The sequence below is a fragment of the Epilithonimonas lactis genome (genome assembly GCF_900110605.1).
Lineage (GTDB): Bacteria > Bacteroidota > Bacteroidia > Flavobacteriales > Weeksellaceae > Epilithonimonas > Epilithonimonas lactis.
On record NZ_FOFI01000004.1, the window covers coordinates 320,854 to 337,880 of the forward strand.

Consider the following 17,027-nt stretch of genomic DNA (forward strand, 5'->3'; position numbering starts at 1 on the left):
ATTAATAGCCGTGAAGGTCAATTCCCTCTGTTCTTTGTAAGGTCACCTTTTTGCCCATTTTCTTTTGGATCACGCGGAAATGTTGCAACTCGTCATCCGTCAGGATATTGATGGCGGTTCCTTTTTCTCCTGCACGACCAGTTCTACCAATTCTGTGAATGTAATCCAAAGGCGAACGTGGCAATTCGTAGTTGATGACGCATGGCAAAGAATCGATGTGAATCCCACGACCAAGCAGGTCCGTCGCTACCAAGATCTGAGCGCCATTCACTTTGAATTCCTCCAAGTTATTTCGTCTGGCACCTTGTGATTTCTGCCCGTGGATGGCAACCGCTTTTATTTTATTTTTTTTCAGTTTCTCGACCAGATTATCTGCAGAGCGAGTAGAAGAAACGAAGATTAATGCTTTCTCAACCTTTTTTTCTTTGATCAAATATCTTAAAAATGGACCTTTATTTTCTGGCGAAACATGGTAGGCAATTTGTTCAATATCATCGATCTGAATTTCTTCTTTCTTAATTTCAATCAAAGTCGGGTTGATGGAAAGCCGTTCTTTCATCTCAGAAACCTTGTCATCCAGAGTTGCAGAGAACAGAGTCACTTGTTTCATCACAGGCATTAGTCCGAAAAGTTTATTCATCTCTTCGCCAAAACCAAGTTGGAACATCTTATCTGCCTCGTCAATGACCAAATGTTGGATTCCAGAGATACTCAACGCATTATGCTCGATCAAGTCTAACAATCGTCCTGGCGTCGAAATCAGAACTTCTACACCAAACATGCCCTTCATCTGTGGATTGATGGAAACACCGCCATAGACTGCCATCGTTCGGATGTCACGCTTCAGATTATCTGTAAAAGCCCGGAACACTTCATCGATCTGGATGGCCAATTCTCGAGTCGGAACCAATATTAAAACCTGAATATTTCGGTCTTTCTTTACTTCTGTATTTTGTAACTTCTCCAAGATCGGCATTACAAAACAAGCCGTTTTTCCGGAACCTGTCTGCGCAATTCCCATCAGGTCTTTTCCTTCCAAGATCACTGGAATGGCCTGTTCTTGGATTGGAAACGGCTTCAAATAACCTAGTTTTTTGACAGAATTGATGATGTTGCTTGATAATCCTAACGACTCGAATGACATAAAATAATGATTTGCTGCAAAGATAAGTTATTGAAATTGGTTTCTACTGATTTTTAGAATTCAAGATGGTTTCAAATTTCTCAAGAATCGAATTTTCTGTATCAGAGAAATTAATAAAATATCGTGTTTGCCAAATTTTGGTTTTCTCAGCTTGTTTGCTGGTTGGAAAATGCCAGTCCGAGTAAATCCTGAATCCGCGTTTTCCCGCTTTTAATTGACTGGAAATCAAATCTTCTTTTTCTAAAATCGATTTTGGAAAAATGAAAAATCCAGCTTTCGCATCTTCTTCCATTAAAATAATATAGAAATCAGAATCATCATCAACATCAAAAGGAACTGTTTTCCTGTTTTGATCTCGCTTCCAAAATGTAACGAATTGTCCAATTTTCTTCGGCGTCAATTTTGACTTTCTGAATTTGATCTTAATGTCATTGATTTTAAAATCAAACCCAAAATACTCGTCAGCTTCCTTGTCTGGATGTATTTCTGAAAGATGATAGTTCAAAGGTTTGAAAATCAAATCATCAAGTTTATAGATTTCGTTGATCATTTGGTAATTTAAGTAAACGAGAAATCGCCATCGCCATCTTTAAAGTCATATTGAAAATCTTTTCCAATTTTTTCCTTTAGATTTTTATGAATAAGATACTTTCTCAAAAGTTGACGTTTGTAAATTGCGCTTGGAGATTTATTTTTATTAATAGCAGCATTCAGCTTATCATCAAAGATGGTCATCATTTTGACCTTGTATTTTTTGATGATCTTTGGAAGAATATCTGAAATCAGATTCTCGTTCCCAAAATAATAATGGACTTTGAGATGAGAATTTCGGAGCGAACAAAGCATCGTTGCGACGATTTGTTGTTGCTGATAGATATTGACCCAAAACATTTCATAATCTTTCGAAAATGAGGAAAAGAGATAATTTGGCTGTTCTCTTTCTCTGGAGAGCCATGGGAAATCTAGGATCCAGCGGAATTCCGGAGAACTTCTTCCAATAGGATTTGTTTTCTGTTGGCTGATAAATTTCTCAAGGTCTTTATCAAAAGTTTTCGTGACTTTGTAAAGATGATTCTTTCCATTGCTGAGATACGGAATGAAAATATTGAGAAGATTATCCAACCTTTTCAGCCATTTTTTGTTGTTCTCAAAAACAGGTTTTTTGGTGGGCAAAAGTTCTGCGAGATTGGATTTGAAATAATAACGAACGGCTTTCTTAGGATCCAGATAATCAAAGAAACCCAGCTTATTGTACAAACCTTCTGCACTTGCCGTGAATTCTGTGATCATTAGGCTTTTGTTGTAAGAATCCTCAGCAGCGTAGAGTAATTTTTGAGCGATCTGCTTACCGCGGAATTTTTCGCTAACCGACAAAGTAGAAAGCCAGCCAAAATGAAATTTTTCACCTTTGGAATTAGTAATGTCATCTGGCAATATTCCAAGATAGCCAGCCAGATCATCTTCAGAATATGCTAAAAACAGAAGAATATCTTCAGAACGTGCGCGTGGATTTTGAATATGAGAAAGTTCCCTTAGTTCGGAAATCGGTGCAAATGGAAATTTTTGAAATTCCTCGGAGTTTGTAAATCCTTTGAGTTGTTCTTTGTCGAGTCCTACGATATTGATCACAAAAAAATAGTTTCAACAAATATAAGCAACACTTTATTCAAAGCATAATTTCAACTTCTGATAATCCTATTTTTATTGAATTTCTTTAAAAATTGATAATACAGAATTTCATTTTTCAAAATCTCTTCCGCTGAATAATTTCCGATCTCAATTGGAATTCTTTGCAGGTTTTTTGGATTGGAATCCAGCTTGAGTCCTGCAGCTCCGAACGTAAATTTCAAATCAGTATTTCGCTTGAAAATTGAATCAAAAAATTGATTTTCAACCAAGTGATCGGTAAATGGAAAGGCAAACGAGTCATTTAAGAATTCATTTTCTCTCATGTAATCCAAAGATCGTTGTGTGTTTGCCAACTGATCCTCCAATGACAATTGATTGTACAGCGGATGATCCCAACCATGCGAGCTGATCCCAAAACCATCATTTTTTAATTTTAATAATTGCTCGGTCGTCAAGTAAACTGGTTTGTTTTTCAAATAAATATCAAAGTTGATTTCTAAAAGATCAGCGATCAAATCAAGCTGTCCTCGGTTTTTATATTTGATTTTAAGGATTGAATCTAAATTAATCTTCAAATCATTTCCGAAGTCTGGCAATTGGCTTATTTTACTTTGAAGCGTTTCATTTCCAGTGATTTCCGAAACTAGTAAACTGGCCTTATTTCGCCACATCAACTCTTTATTATCAATGAATTTTGGATTGATGAAATTGACAGCGTAGATTCCTTTTCGCTTTAGAATAGGATAGATGATGTCATAAAATTCTGCATAACCATCATCGAAGGTCAAGAGGATTGTTGGCTTTTTGGTTGTTACTTTTTCTGTTTTTTGTTTGAGAAAAGTTTCCCAATTGATGAACTCAAAATGCTTTGACAAAAAATCCAGATCATGTTCAAATTGCTTCACAGAACGATACGGAAACAAATGTTTTGCGTGTTTTAAATACGCATCGGAAACCAAATGATAAACCAAGATCTGATTACCAAACGGCAACAAATTAGAAAATCTCCCGAATGAAAAATTCTTGGTAATTGGATTCGATATTTTGAAGAATTTAGTTTTGAAACTCAATGTTTGTAGGATTTAAAAAAAACTTTGCCAAAGTCCTGGACTCTGGCAAAGTTAATATTTTAAAAATGTTTTGAAGTATTACTTCACGATTTTCATCTCGTTCAGCAACCACTTGGAATCAGCATATTTGTCGATCACGAAAAGGATATACTTGGTGTCCACCATGATGTTTCTACACAATTTTGGGTCATAATTGATGTCACTCATGGTACCTTCCCATTGTCTGTCGAAGTTAAGTCCAATCAAATTTCCATAAGCATCAAGCGCCGGACTTCCAGAGTTACCTCCAGTGGTGTGGTTGGTCGCTGTGAAGTTCACGGGAACATCGCCAGTTTTATCTTTGTACACGCCGTAATCTTTGCTGTTGTAAAGACTGATCAATTTCTTCGGCACATCAAATTCGTAATCTCCTGGAACATATTTTTCCATCACTCCAGCAAGATGCGTTTGGTAACCATAAGAAACCGCGTCTCTAGGTTCAGAACCTTTCACTTGTCCGTAGGTCACACGAAGGGTAGAGTTGGCATCTGGAAAGAATTTTCGATCCTTGTCGGTTTCCATTTGTTGTGCCATGAATTTCTTTTGCAACGCATCGATATCCGTTTGTAATGCGGTCACTTTTGCATCCGTAGTTTCAAAATAAGATGATTTGAATGAACCATACATCTCCACCAATGGATCTTTTTTAAGATTTGCAACAAGTGCTTTTGGATTTTCGAACAACTTGTTCAGGTCTGAAGTTTTAATTCCATTCAAGTTTCCTCTACCAGTGATCACGGACATTTTTGACATGTTCTCGATCGTTCCCAGGTTTTTGTTTGCATCTTTCAGCATTCCAAAATCTTTTGGTAAGAATTGAGCGGGCGTTTTGTTCGCATATAGCGCTAGGATCTTTGCCGTTACTTTGGCATCAAGCTCTGCATCATAATCTTTGTAGACTTCGGTCAATCTTGCTTTCAGAGCTTCATTGTTCTTCGCATCCATTTTCCCTTCCTCGTAAGCTTTGATGTAATTGCTGTAGATTCCGGCGAGGGTCAATGTCTCAGAATTTCTCACAACTTCAGAATAATAAGCTTTATGAAGGTTGTAAGGTGCCTGCTCGTTGTATTTTTGGTTCAGTCCGTCGATGGTTGGTTTGATCGCCGGATTTTTCGAGATTAAAGTTTGCTCGTATTGTTTCTTTTTCTCTACAGCGTTGGACTTTTTAAGACCTTCCACTTCTCCGATCCATTTTTTCCAATAGTTGGCAACTCTTGCGTATTTGGAAGCGTACTTTATTTTTGTCGCAGGATCAACTCTCATTTTTTCATCAAGCGTTTTCAAAGCCACATCACGTACAGCGATCATCGCTGGATCCGTTTCTGTCATGATCTTCTCGACTGCGATGGCAGGTAGATATTCTGTAGTTCTTCCCGGGAAACCAAATACAAAAGTGAAATCGTCCTCTTTTTTATCTTTAATAGAAATTGGAAGGAAATGCTTTGGTGTGTAAGGAATATTGTCTTTGGAGTATTCAGAAGGTTTGTTGTTTTTGTCAGCGTAAATTCTGAACATAGAGAAATCTCCCGTATGTCTTGGCCAAACCCAGTTGTCAGTGTCAGACCCATATTTACCGATTGCGGATGGCGGTGCACCTACCAATCTGATATCTTTGAAGGTCTCGATGACATACGCATAAAACTTATTTCCGTAATACATGGATCTTACAGAGATGGTCTGGTACGATTCTGTCTTCTGGGCTTTTTTATAAGCCTCGATATTTTCATTGATTTTCTTTGTCAATTCAGCGCCCGTAAGGTTTTCCGTTCCTGGAAGGATCTGAGCAGTTACTTCTTTGATGTCCGTGATAAAATCAACTGTAACACCAGGATTTGGCAATTCGCCGTTCATATCTTTTGCCCAGAAACCATTGGTCAAAAGGTCATTTTCAACCGTAGAATGGGACTGGATATTATCATAACCACAGTGGTGATTTGTTAATAGAAGTCCTTTTGGAGAGATCACTTCGGCCGTACAACCACCGTCAAATTGCACCACGGCATCTTTGATACTCGCTTTGTCCGGATTGAAGATGTCTTTTGCAGAGATCTTCATCCCCAGGCTTTTCATTTCTTTTTCATTAAGTTCCGTCGGGATCCACATTCCGCCGTATTGTTGGCCAAAAGCCATGACAGCCGGAAGAAGTAGGGCTGATAGAAGAATTTTTCTTTTCATAAGTAGATTCTATTATTTTTTCAAAGGTCTTGTGTTATCGCTCAATATTCATCGATGCTTGATTTTCAAACGATGGCGATTTCATTATGTCAATTTATAAAACGTGACGAATTTAAAGAAAATTTTCTGAACCTTAGTGATGATCGGTAATCCTTTGTCATTAATGAAAATAAAAACGTCCCGTAAATCATTACGAGACGTTTTATTTTACTTTAAAGACTTTCTGGCGAAGTATTTTTAACATTCAATCGGTCTTCAACATATTCGATTGTTGTTTTACCATGTGGTTTCGGATTTCCATCTTCATCCAAGGCTACGAAAACCAATCTCTCAATCGTAATGATCTTCTGGTGCGTCATCTTGTTTCGAACTTCGCAACGTAGCGTTAAAGATGATCTACCAAACTCAACCGCTTCAATTCCAATCTCTATGATATCACCTTGTTTTGCAGAACTCACAAAGTTAATCTCGGAAATGTATTTTGTTACAGTCCTAGAATTTTCCAATTGAATGATCGCATAAAGTGCTGCCTCTTCATCGATCCATTGCAGCAACCTACCTCCGAAAAGTGAATGATTTGGGTTTAGGTCTTCCGGTTTTATCCATTTTCTGGTGTGGTAATTCATCATGACTTTATACTATTTTAAGATGCTGCAAAGGTAAGACTTTACCAGAAAACAGAATTCCTTAAACTATAGAAATTACGAATGATCAAATTAATTTTTCGAAATATTGGTCTAAATCTTTTGGTTGGATTTTTGATTCGTTAGAATCTTAGTATTTTTGTAAAAAATTTTTTAGAAATGTCAAAAGTTAAAATCGGAACTGTTCAGATGTCTTGCGTTGCAGACAAGCAGCAAAACCTGGACAAAGCCATTGAAAAAATAAGAGAGGCCGCAGCAAAAGGTGCCCAGATCGTTTGTTTGCAAGAGCTTTTCACATCCCTATATTTCTGCGATGTCGAAGATTATGACAACTTCGACTTGGCAGAAGTTATTCCTGGACCTTCAACAGATGCTTTGTCTCCTGTTGCAAAGGAATTGGGCGTTGTCATCATCGCTTCATTGTTTGAGAAAAGAGCTCAGGGACTTTACCATAATACAACCGCAGTGATTGATGCAGACGGAACTTATCTTGGTAAATACCGAAAAATGCACATTCCGGACGATCCCGCTTTTTATGAGAAATTCTATTTCACGCCAGGTGATCTGGGTTATAAGATTTTCCCGACGAAATTTGGAAAAGTTGGAGTCCTGATCTGTTGGGATCAATGGTATCCGGAAGCGTCAAGAATTACCGCTTTGATGGGTGCTGATATTATGTTCTACCCAACAGCGATTGGCTGGGACACAACTCAAGACGAAGAAACAAACCAAGATCAATACAATGCGTGGCAAACTATCCAACGTTCTCACTCGGTTGCAAACGGACTTCCCGTAGTTTCTGTGAATAGAGTGGGCTATGAGCAAGATGGCGCGATGAAATTCTGGGGCGGAAGTTTTGTGACAAACGCTCAAGGAAAATTATTATATCTAGCTTCGCACGACAAAGAAGAAGTGGAAGTGACGGAAGTTAATCTGGCGCAAACAGATTACATGAGAAAGCATTGGCCATTCTTGAGAGACAGAAGGATCGAGACCTATTCGCCGATTACTAAACGTTTTATTGACGAGGATTAATGACAATAGATAAAGATTTCAATCCATTAGAAAATGGATACACTTTCCCTGCAGAATGGGAAGAGCACGAAGCAACCTGGCTTTCTTGGCCGCACAAAGAAGAATCCTGGCCAGAAAGAATCGATTTGATCTATCCAGCGTACGCCAAATTCATTGCGGAACTCACGAAAGGCGAATTCGTTTGCATCAATGTAAAAGATAAGGAAATGCAAGCTTTCGCAATGGAACATATTTCCAAAGCCGGCGCAGATATTTCGAAAGTCGAATTCTATTTCCACGAAACGAATGACGCTTGGTGCAGAGATCACGGTCCTGCTTTCTTGGTTAATAAAAACGGAGAAGAGCCTCAGAAGATCATTGTAGATTGGGGTTTCAACGCGTGGGGCGGAAAATATCCTCCATTCGAGTTGGATGATGTCATTCCAACCAAAATTGCTGAAGAAAAAGGATTGCCAGTTCTTTATCCAGGAATTATTATGGAAGGTGGTTCGGTTGAATTCAACGGTGCTGGAACAGTTTTAACTTCAAGATCTTGTTTGCTCAATGAAAATAGAAATCCACATCTTTCTCAGGAAGAAGTAGAAGATTATTTGAAAAAATATTACGGGCAAAAACAAGTCCTTTGGGTAGATGATGGCATTATTGGTGACGATACAGATGGACACGTGGACGACACGATTCGTTTCGTAAATGAAGATACGGTTTTGACTGTCATTGAAGATAATAAAAATGATGACAACTACGAGATTCTTCAAACCAATCTTCGTCAATTAAAAGAAATGAAATTGTTGGACGGAAGACCTCTCAATATCATCGAACTTCCAATGCCAAATCCGGTTTATTGTGATGGACAAAGATTGCCAGCATCTTACGCCAATTTCTACATCGCCAACAAATCTGTGATCGTTCCAACCTACAATTGCGACAAGGATCAAGTTGCTTTGGACATCATCCAAAAATGTTTCCCAGAAAGGGAAGTGGTTGGCATTGATTCCACCGATATTATTTGGGGCTTAGGAAGTTTCCACTGTCTCAGTCAACAAGAACCTTTGGTTTAAAATACAGATCCGCGAAACAGGCGGATCTTTTAATTTTTCAATTTAAACAATGAGCGAAATACAGACTACCGAGCAGGTCAAAAAATATCTTCCTTTTATCTTGGGAACAGCCATTTTTATGCAGATGCTGGATTCCACGATTCTGAATACCTCTTTGCCTTCAATCGCCAGAGATCTACAGGAATCGCCTTTGGATATGCAGAATGCGATCATCAGTTATGTGTTGACTTTGGCTTTGTTTATGCCAGTCAGTGGTTTTTTGGCGGATAAGTTTGGGACAAAAAGGATTTTCATTCTTTCCCTCGCTGTATTTTCTGTGGGATCGTTATTTTGTTCTTTATCGCAGGATTTGACGCAGTTGGTGATTTCAAGAATCGTCCAAGGAATTGGCGGAAGTTTGATGACGCCTGTCGGGAAATTGGCATTGATAAGAGCTTTCAACAAAAATGAACTTTTGAAAGCGATGAACTTCGCTATTATTCCCGCATTGATTGGACCGGTGATGGGACCATTGGTCGGTGGTTATATGGTGGATTATTTGAGTTGGCACTGGATTTTTTTAATTAATATTCCAATCGGATTGATAGGGATAATTCTGAGTTTGAAATATATGCCCAATTACAAATCGCCTGTCATCGACTTCGATTTGAAAGGGTTTCTCATTTTCGCAATGGCTTCATTGTTACTTTCAGTTTCATTAGAATTATTGGGAAATGCGCAGAATATCACGCCAGTTCTTTTGGTTTTGGTCTTAGGTTTTTTGATGCTTTATTTTTATTACAAACACGCCAAAACAGACAACAATCCGATTTTTCCATTGAATCTTTTTCAGGTTCGGACGTTCCGAGTTGGGATTTTGGGAAATCTTGCTACAAGGCTGGGAATCAGTTCAATTCCGCTTTTGGTTCCGTTGATGATCCAGATTGCGTATGGGCAATCAGCGTTGACTTCGGGTTGGATCGTCGCACCAATGGCACTTACGGCGATGTTTGGAAAATCTTACGTGATCGGGATTTTGGATAAATTCGGTTACCGCAAAACATTGATGACCAACACGTTTGTGATTGGCGTTTTGATCTGCTGTTTGGCAATTCCAACAGTTCAAAGTTCGATCTATTGGTACATTCCGATCTTGTTGGTTCTAGGTTTTTTCAATTCCATCCAGTTTACATCGATGAACACGATTTCGATTGCCGATTTGAGACCATATCAGAATAGCAGTGGAAATTCTTTGGTTTCTGTCAATCAGCAGTTTGCGGTTGGATTCGGGATAGCGTTTGGTTTGATTGTTTTGAAATTGTTCGAAGGCGATACCACTTTCATCAAGAACGAAGTTCACAACGCTTTCCGATACACCTTTTTGATTGTCGGATCTCTCACGATCCTGTCCGGTTTCGTTTTCCGAAGACTCAATTTCCGTGATGGCGACAATATGAAATCGGCTTAAAATACATAAAATTTGGGCAACTTATCCGCCTTCCGTTCCCGTTTTTTTTGCCAAGCTTTTCCCACTGCAAAAAAGAGCTCCACTCAAGTCGGGTTGCGGGTTTGTTACAAGAAATAACGATTGGTTTTAAATTGAAATTTTCTATCTTTAAACATTAAAAACTTCTCAAGATGGCAAAAAACAAAACCACTGAAAACAACCTTTCCGTAGATAATTACATCAATAATATCACCGATGAAAAACGCCAAAATGATGTTAGAGAATTGGTGAAAATTTTCGAAGCAACATCAGGATTTCCACCTAAAATGTGGGGCGAGGCCATCATAGGATTTGGAAGTTATCATTACAAATATGAAAGCGGTCACGAGGGCGACGCACCTTTGGCTGGACTTTCCAATCGGGTTGCTCAGATCTCGTTGTACGTTTATCAAGACATAGATGACAAAGAAAATCTATTTTCACAATTGGGAAAAGTCAAAACCGCAAAAGCCTGCATCTACACCAAAAAACTGGAAGATATCAACATCGATGTTTTGAAAAAGATCATCACCAATTCAACCAAAACCATTCAAAAGATTTACGGCTAAATGGATTTTACAAACTTGCTTGCTACGGAAGTTCAGACCTTCATCAACCAAAATATTGATAGTGACATCAACAGATTATTATTAAAAAGATCATCGTTTCCAAATGTGACGATTCAGGAGATCGTTCAACAGATCAAGGGCAGAAAAGTCGCGCAGAGAAAGTTTCCATTCTTATTGAACGAGAACATTATTTTTCCGCCAAACCTCAATCTGGAACAGGCTTCATCACAATCCACAGCAGAATATAAAGCCAAAGATATAAAAGGAAAATCATTCCTCGACTTGACCTCAGGTTTTGGGATTGATGCTTTTTTTCTATCTCAAAATTTTGAAGAAGTAACTTTGGTGGAGCAAAATCCAGAATTGATCAAAATCGTTGAGCACAACTGGAAAACTTTGAACCGAAAAGCAGATTTTATCAATCAAAACCTTGAGGAATTTCTTGAAAGTCTTGGACAAGCTGCGAATGACGATTTTAGAAAGTTTGACGTCGTTTATTTGGATCCTGCGCGAAGGGATCAGAATAACAAAAAGAAATTCCTACTTGAAGATCTTTCTCCAAATCTTCTAGAAATTGAAGAACAACTTCACTCCATTTCTGACAAGATCATCGTCAAACTTTCGCCGTTGATCGATATTTCATATTTGGTTTCGGAACTTCAAAACATCAATGAAATCAAAATCATCGCCGTTAGAAATGAGGTGAAGGAATTGGTTTTAATTATCGAAAATAAACCATCAACTGTCAACCAACAACCAACAACTATAAGCTGTATCAACTTGGAATCTGATGAACCAGAATTTTCATTTTATATTAATGAAGAAAAAACTGCCACATCAGAATTCTCAGAAAGTCTGGATTTTCTTTATATTCCAAACAATTCAATGCTGAAAGCGGGCGCCTTCAATATTATTTCAAAAAAATTTGGATTGAAGAAACTGCATCCAAATACGCATTTCTACACTTCGGAACATAAATTAGATAACTTTCCCGGAAGGATTTTGCAAGTTGAAAAGATCGATGGAAAGGATTTAAAAAAGAATGACCAGTTCAATATCATTTCCAAGAATTATCCTTTGAAACCCGACGAAATCAAGAAAAAATATAAGCTTAAAGATGGCGGAAAGCGTTATCTGATATTCACGCAAAGCATCAACGGAAAGGAGATTCTGAGAAGCGTTTGATTTAATGTATTGATTAACAAAATTTTAAATAGATATTAATTAATATAGCTTATTTTTAAAAATAATTAAATGAGCATTCATCTTACCATAAAAATTCACTACATTTGCACGCGTAAAAAATAGATATGCAAAATATTAGAAATATAGCGATTATCGCACACGTTGACCACGGAAAAACAACTTTGGTTGACAAAATTATCCACGCCACAAACATCTTCCGTGAAAATCAGGAGAGTGGTGATCTGATCATGGATAACAACGATCTTGAGAGAGAAAGAGGGATTACGATCTTATCAAAAAATATCTCTGTAACTTATAAAGACGTAAAAATCAATGTTATCGACACACCTGGTCACGCCGATTTTGGTGGTGAGGTAGAGAGAGTATTGAAAATGGCTGATGGTGTAGTTTTGTTGGTAGATGCCTTCGAAGGACCAATGCCACAGACAAGATTCGTACTTCAGAAAGCTTTGGAACTTGGATTGAGACCTCTAGTGGTTATCAATAAAGTAGATAAGCCAAACTGTCGTCCGGACGAAGTTCACGATCAAGTTTTTGATTTGTTCTTCAACTTGGATGCAACTGAGGAGCAATTGGATTTCCCAACGTTCTACGGTTCATCTAAGCAAGGTTGGTTCAACACTTCATTAGAACAAACTGATAACATTTTCCCACTATTGGACGGGATTTTAGAATACGTTCCAGAACCGAAAGTAGAAGAAGGTAACCTTCAGATGCAGATCGTTTCCCTTGACTATTCTTCTTTCTTAGGAAGAATCGCGATCGGAAAAGTGATCAGAGGTGAGATCAAAGAAGCTCAGTGGATCGGATTGGCGCAAGCTGACGGAAAAATATTGAAAGGAAAAGTAAAAGAACTTTATATTTTCGAAGGTCTTGGAAAGAAAAAAGTTGCGGAAGTGAAAGCTGGAGATATCTGTGCTGTTGTAGGTTTCGATGCTTTCCAAATTGGAGATTCTTTCGTAGATCTAGAAAATCCAGAACCATTGCCAAGAACTTCTATTGATGAGCCAACGTTGAATATGACGTTCTCTATCAACAATTCACCGTTCTTCGGAAAAGATGGTAAATATGTAACTTCCAATCACTTGAAAGAGAGATTGACCAAAGAATTAGAGAAAAACTTGGCATTGAGAGTTCAACAGACTGATGATGCGAACACGTTCCTAGTTTTCGGTAGAGGTATTCTTCACTTGTCAGTTTTGATTGAAACGATGAGAAGAGAAGGTTACGAAATGACAATTGGTCAGCCACAAGTTATCTTGAGAGAGATCGACGGCGAAAAATGTGAGCCTTACGAATCTTTGGTTGTAGACGTTCCAGAAGAATTTGCTTCTAGAGTTATCGATTTGGCAACTCAGAGAAAAGGAGATCTTCACATTATGGAAACAAAAGGTGAAATGCAACATATGGAATTCGAGATCCCTTCCAGAGGTTTGATCGGATTGCGTTCTCAGATGTTGACTGCTACTGCTGGTGAAGCTATTATGGCGCACCGTTTCACAGAATACAAACCTTTCAAAGGGGCGATTCCTGGAAGAAGTAATGGTGTTTTGATCAGCAAAACTCAAGGTCCAGCGACTGAATATTCTATCGCAAAACTACAGGATAGAGGTAAGTTCTATGTTGATCCGGGCGAGGAGATCTACGCAGGAATGGTGATCGGTGAGCAAAACAAGCCAGGTGACTTGGTTGTAAACATCGTTGAAGCTAAACAGTTGAACAACATGAGAGCTTCTGGTAAAGATAAAGATACAGGTGTTGCACCAAAGATCTTGTTCTCTCTAGAAGAATGTATGGAATATATCCAAGCTGATGAAGCGATCGAGGTGACTCCTAACTTCATCCGTATGAGAAAGAAGATCCTTTCTGAAGAAGAAAGAAAAAGAGTGGAAAGAGGCGCTAAGTCCTAATCTAATCTTAATTAATATTTAAAGTCCTCAGAAATGGGGACTTTTTTATTATATTCGATCTTCAAAATTCAAAATCATATTTAGATTTCATTTTATGAATCATAAACGCCAGTTCCATTTTTTTTGGTTGATCTTAATTTCTGTTTTAATCTACAATTGTTCTCCTCAGAAAAAGCAAGTTAGCAAGATCAAAACGCCGCCTTCAAAACCTGTGATCAAGTCAGTTCCGACCAACGTAAAAGTTGAAGATAATTATCGTGTGGATCTGCCTGCGATCAATAGAGAATTTCGTGGCGCTTGGATTGCGTCGGTTGCAAATATCAACTGGCCGTCCAGAACGAATCTCACATCAGAACAACAGAGATCGGAAGCGATTGAAATGTTGAACATGCTTCAAAACAATAATTTCAATGCGGTGATATTGCAAGTGCGTCCGTCTGGAGATGCTTTGTACAAAAGTTCTCACGAGCCTTGGTCTTACTTTATGACAGGCGAAATTGGCAGAGAACCATATCCATATTACGACCCTTTGGAATTTTGGGTGGAAGAAGCACACAAACGTGGAATCGAATTGCACGTTTGGCTAAATCCTTACAGAGCGCATCATTCCAACGGAGGAAAAGTGACGTCGCAATCTTTGGCAAACAAATTTTCGGACGTGACTTACAGATTGAGAAACGGAATGTATTGGTTCGATCCTGCAAGTCCGGTGATCCAAGATCACGTCTCTAAAGTTGTTAACGAATTGGTGAAAAAGTATGATATAGACGCTGTTCACTTCGATGATTATTTTTATCCTTACGCGACTTACAACGGTGGTGCGGATTTTCCTGATTCTAAAACCTGGAACGCATACAGAAACGCTGGTGGAAATCTTACGAGAGCAGATTGGAGAAGAGATAACGTGAATCGTTTTGTGGAAAGGATTTATAAAGAGATCAAAAACGAAAAGAATTATGTGAAATTCGGGATCAGTCCGTTTGGCATCTGGAAACCGGATTATCCAACGGGAATCAAAGGTTCCTCTCAGTACGATGAACTCTATGCCGATGCAAAACTATGGCTCAACAAAGGTTGGGTAGATTATTTCGCCCCGCAGTTGTATTGGCCGGTCAATTCCACAGGACAGAGTTTCCCTAGATTATTGGAATGGTGGAAAACTGAGAACAATTTTAACCGTCATCTTTGGCCAGGACTCAACACTGTTGAAATAAAAGTGTCTGATAAACCTTCGGAGATTGTCAATCAAATCGAGTTGAGCAGACACATCTTGAAAGATGACACTGGCGAAATTCATTGGAGTATTGCTGGTTTGACCAAAAGTTATAGTATGCAAAATTCTTTGAAGATAAGAGTTTATCAGGATAAAGTTCTGATCCCGAGAAGTCCGTGGTTGAAGACTAACAAGGAACTTTCCCAACCAAAATTAAACTTGAAAAATAACGGAAGCAACGTTTCCGCAAATTGGAATTCATCCAATGGTGAAAAGGCTTTCCAATGGGTTCTGTTCACAAAATATGGCAACGAATGGCGAACTCAGATCCTGAATGCTGATATTCAAAATATAGAGATCATAAAGTTTTATAATGGAAAAAATCTTAACACCGTTGCCATCAAAGCGATTGACAGATTAGGAAATGAAAGCGATTATAAAGCGGAGAAAATAAAGTAGAAAAACTACAATTTAAATATTCTCGCAGATTAGGCAGATCGAGCAGATTTTATTCAAAACAAATCTGCAAAATCAGCTGAATCTGCGAGATTTTTTTTAGCTAATTTTTAAAAATATTTTAAAAATCTTTGGAACATTAATTTTAAAGAAACATTATCATTAAATTTGATGAAAACTAATCGATGAATTTCACTTTCAAAATTACCTGCACCGACGAAAAAGGCTTGGTTTACAGAATCTCCGAGGTACTTCTCGAAAACGGTCTCAACATTATCAAAAATGATGAATTTGTCGACAGCAAAAAGTCTTTATTCTTTATGAGAACCGAAGTTGAAGGAATTGCTGACCCTAATAAAGTGATTGCCCGACTCAAGGATCAAATCGGAAATTGTGAAATAGAACTGAGTAGCAACAAACCAAAAGATGTCGTGGTTTTTGTAACAAGAGAACATCATTGTTTGTCAGACTTATTGATCAGGAATCAATTTAAAGACCTTAATTTTAATATTCTCGCAGTCATTGGGAATTATGAAAATCTACGAGAATTGACAGAGAAATTTCAGATTCCGTTTCATTATATTTCGACTGAGAATATCACGAGAGACGAGCACGAAAATCTGATCAAAGAAACCCTACAGAATTACGAGTTTGATTATGTGGTTTTAGCCAAGTTTATGAGAATTCTGTCTTCAGATTTTGTGTCGAATTTCAAAGGGAAGATCATTAATATCCACCATTCATTTTTGCCAGCTTTTATTGGCGCCAATCCTTACAAACAGGCTTTTGAAAGAGGCGTGAAGATCATCGGAGCAACTGCTCATTTTGTGACAAACGATTTGGATGAAGGTCCAATTATTTATCAAGATATAATTAAAGTTACGCATTCCAAAACCGCAAAAGATCTGGCTAAGTTAGGAAGAGATGTTGAGAAGAATGTTCTGGCAAATGCTTTGAAATTGGTCTTTGAAGACAAGGTTTTTATTGATGGAAATAAGACGATTATTTTTGAGTGATGTAATTTAATTACTTGATTTTATCATTATATGACATAAAACAGCTACTTCTTTGACTTTCATTTCTTCTGCATAAATCCCGCCATTAACGGCTTCTTCAATGCAAGATTGCAAATTTATAGCATCGTTTTTCATTTCTGAAAGCGTTTCATATTTTTCATTTTCGGTGTTTTTGAGATTCGCTACGAAATCTGCACAAGTTGCTAATTTGTTTTCCTCCGTTGATATTTTCCAGTCAGAAATTTTTGACTCGTGAAGAGTTCCATTTTTTGTCCAATCAATTTCTTTTTTATTATTTTCATCACAAGAAAATAAAGCGATCAGTAGAAATAATAATACTTTCTTCATAATTATTTTTAAATGTTTTCAAAAATATTATTATTTACATTTAACTATTT

General features: G+C 37.8%; 15 protein-coding genes. 8 read left to right on the forward strand and 7 right to left on the reverse strand.

From position 1 onward, the window contains the following. Position 1 precedes the first annotated feature (1 nt). The 6 genes from BMW39_RS15405 to BMW39_RS15430 form a co-directional block, all read right to left on the reverse strand. Positions 2–1,144 carry a DEAD/DEAH box helicase gene (locus BMW39_RS15405; RefSeq protein ID WP_034974700.1) on the reverse strand — a complete coding sequence of 381 codons (1,143 nt, stop codon included), beginning with the start codon at positions 1,142–1,144 and terminating at the stop codon, positions 2–4. 43 nt (positions 1,145–1,187) lie between these two features. Beyond that, positions 1,188–1,694 carry a MepB family protein gene (locus BMW39_RS15410; RefSeq protein WP_034974702.1) on the reverse strand — a complete coding sequence of 169 codons (507 nt, stop codon included), beginning with the start codon at positions 1,692–1,694 and terminating at the stop codon, positions 1,188–1,190. An 8-nt stretch (positions 1,695–1,702) separates the two neighbouring features. Continuing rightward, positions 1,703–2,773, reverse strand: coding sequence for a GNAT family N-acetyltransferase (locus tag BMW39_RS15415; protein WP_034974705.1), 1,071 nt, complete (start codon positions 2,771–2,773; stop codon positions 1,703–1,705). 50 nt (positions 2,774–2,823) lie between these two features. Then, positions 2,824–3,843 (reverse strand): polysaccharide deacetylase family protein, encoded by a 1,020-nt coding sequence (locus BMW39_RS15420; RefSeq protein ID WP_051879889.1) that lies wholly within the window; start codon positions 3,841–3,843, stop codon positions 2,824–2,826. A gap of 78 nt (positions 3,844–3,921) precedes the next feature. Next, the gene (locus tag BMW39_RS15425; protein ID WP_034974707.1) at positions 3,922–6,057 is read right to left on the reverse strand and encodes a S46 family peptidase; all 2,136 of its coding nucleotides are present in this window, start codon (positions 6,055–6,057) and stop codon (positions 3,922–3,924) included. A 212-nt stretch (positions 6,058–6,269) separates the two neighbouring features. Beyond that, positions 6,270–6,683: an acyl-CoA thioesterase gene (locus tag BMW39_RS15430; RefSeq protein ID WP_034974887.1), complete on the reverse strand. Its 414-nt coding sequence runs from the start codon at positions 6,681–6,683 to the stop codon at positions 6,270–6,272. 177 nt (positions 6,684–6,860) lie between these two features. On the opposite strand from BMW39_RS15430, the gene BMW39_RS15435 reads away from it, so the two are divergent. The 8 genes from BMW39_RS15435 to purU all read left to right on the forward strand — a co-directional run bounded on the left by BMW39_RS15435 (position 6,861) and on the right by purU (position 16,629). Then, the gene (locus tag BMW39_RS15435) at positions 6,861–7,736 is read left to right on the forward strand and encodes a carbon-nitrogen hydrolase (RefSeq protein ID WP_034974710.1); all 876 of its coding nucleotides are present in this window, start codon (positions 6,861–6,863) and stop codon (positions 7,734–7,736) included. Next, on the forward strand, positions 7,736–8,794 hold the full coding sequence (locus BMW39_RS15440) for an agmatine deiminase family protein (RefSeq protein WP_034974711.1): 1,059 nt from the start codon (positions 7,736–7,738) through the stop codon (positions 8,792–8,794). The genes BMW39_RS15435 and BMW39_RS15440 overlap by 1 nt, the downstream gene beginning before the upstream one ends. A gap of 49 nt (positions 8,795–8,843) precedes the next feature. Then, the gene (locus BMW39_RS15445; RefSeq protein ID WP_034974713.1) at positions 8,844–10,241 is read left to right on the forward strand and encodes an MFS transporter; all 1,398 of its coding nucleotides are present in this window, start codon (positions 8,844–8,846) and stop codon (positions 10,239–10,241) included. Between the two features lie 170 nt (positions 10,242–10,411). Then, positions 10,412–10,828 carry a DUF1801 domain-containing protein gene (locus tag BMW39_RS15450; RefSeq protein ID WP_034974715.1) on the forward strand — a complete coding sequence of 139 codons (417 nt, stop codon included), beginning with the start codon at positions 10,412–10,414 and terminating at the stop codon, positions 10,826–10,828. Continuing rightward, complete coding sequence (locus BMW39_RS15455; RefSeq protein ID WP_034974717.1) at positions 10,829–12,013, forward strand: class I SAM-dependent methyltransferase; 1,185 nt, start codon at positions 10,829–10,831, stop codon at positions 12,011–12,013. Between the two features lie 125 nt (positions 12,014–12,138). Beyond that, positions 12,139–13,944 (forward strand): translational GTPase TypA, encoded by a 1,806-nt coding sequence (gene typA / locus BMW39_RS15460; RefSeq protein ID WP_034974719.1) that lies wholly within the window; start codon positions 12,139–12,141, stop codon positions 13,942–13,944. Positions 13,945–14,038: 94 nt separating this feature from the next. After that, a complete protein-coding gene (locus tag BMW39_RS15465) occupies positions 14,039–15,616 on the forward strand; it encodes a glycoside hydrolase family 10 protein (RefSeq protein WP_034974720.1) in 1,578 nt (525 codons plus the stop codon). 182 nt (positions 15,617–15,798) lie between these two features. Then, complete coding sequence (purU, locus tag BMW39_RS15470) at positions 15,799–16,629, forward strand: formyltetrahydrofolate deformylase (RefSeq protein ID WP_034974721.1); 831 nt, start codon at positions 15,799–15,801, stop codon at positions 16,627–16,629. A gap of 6 nt (positions 16,630–16,635) precedes the next feature. On the opposite strand, the gene BMW39_RS15475 is transcribed toward purU, so the two are convergent. Then, on the reverse strand, positions 16,636–16,977 hold the full coding sequence (locus BMW39_RS15475; RefSeq protein WP_034974722.1) for a hypothetical protein: 342 nt from the start codon (positions 16,975–16,977) through the stop codon (positions 16,636–16,638). Positions 16,978–17,027: the final 50 nt, after the last annotated feature.

Bases quoted from the DNA above. Each gene is read 5' to 3' on its own strand.
- BMW39_RS15425 (WP_034974707.1), bottom strand. From the start codon at position 6,057: ATGAAAAGAAAAATTCTTCTATCAGCCCTACTTCTTCCGGCTGTCATG.
- typA (WP_034974719.1), top strand. From the start codon at position 12,139: ATGCAAAATATTAGAAATATAGCGATTATCGCACACGTTGACCACGGA.
- BMW39_RS15445 (WP_034974713.1), top strand. From the start codon at position 8,844: ATGAGCGAAATACAGACTACCGAGCAGGTCAAAAAATATCTTCCTTTT.
- purU (WP_034974721.1), top strand. From the start codon at position 15,799: ATGAATTTCACTTTCAAAATTACCTGCACCGACGAAAAAGGCTTGGTT.
- BMW39_RS15440 (WP_034974711.1), top strand. From the start codon at position 7,736: ATGACAATAGATAAAGATTTCAATCCATTAGAAAATGGATACACTTTC.
- BMW39_RS15450 (WP_034974715.1), top strand. From the start codon at position 10,412: ATGGCAAAAAACAAAACCACTGAAAACAACCTTTCCGTAGATAATTAC.
- BMW39_RS15410 (WP_034974702.1), bottom strand. From the start codon at position 1,694: ATGATCAACGAAATCTATAAACTTGATGATTTGATTTTCAAACCTTTG.
- BMW39_RS15435 (WP_034974710.1), top strand. From the start codon at position 6,861: ATGTCAAAAGTTAAAATCGGAACTGTTCAGATGTCTTGCGTTGCAGAC.
- BMW39_RS15475 (WP_034974722.1), bottom strand. From the start codon at position 16,977: ATGAAGAAAGTATTATTATTTCTACTGATCGCTTTATTTTCTTGTGAT.
- BMW39_RS15455 (WP_034974717.1), top strand. From the start codon at position 10,829: ATGGATTTTACAAACTTGCTTGCTACGGAAGTTCAGACCTTCATCAAC.
- BMW39_RS15405 (WP_034974700.1), bottom strand. From the start codon at position 1,144: ATGTCATTCGAGTCGTTAGGATTATCAAGCAACATCATCAATTCTGTC.
- BMW39_RS15465 (WP_034974720.1), top strand. From the start codon at position 14,039: ATGAATCATAAACGCCAGTTCCATTTTTTTTGGTTGATCTTAATTTCT.
- BMW39_RS15430 (WP_034974887.1), bottom strand. From the start codon at position 6,683: ATGAATTACCACACCAGAAAATGGATAAAACCGGAAGACCTAAACCCA.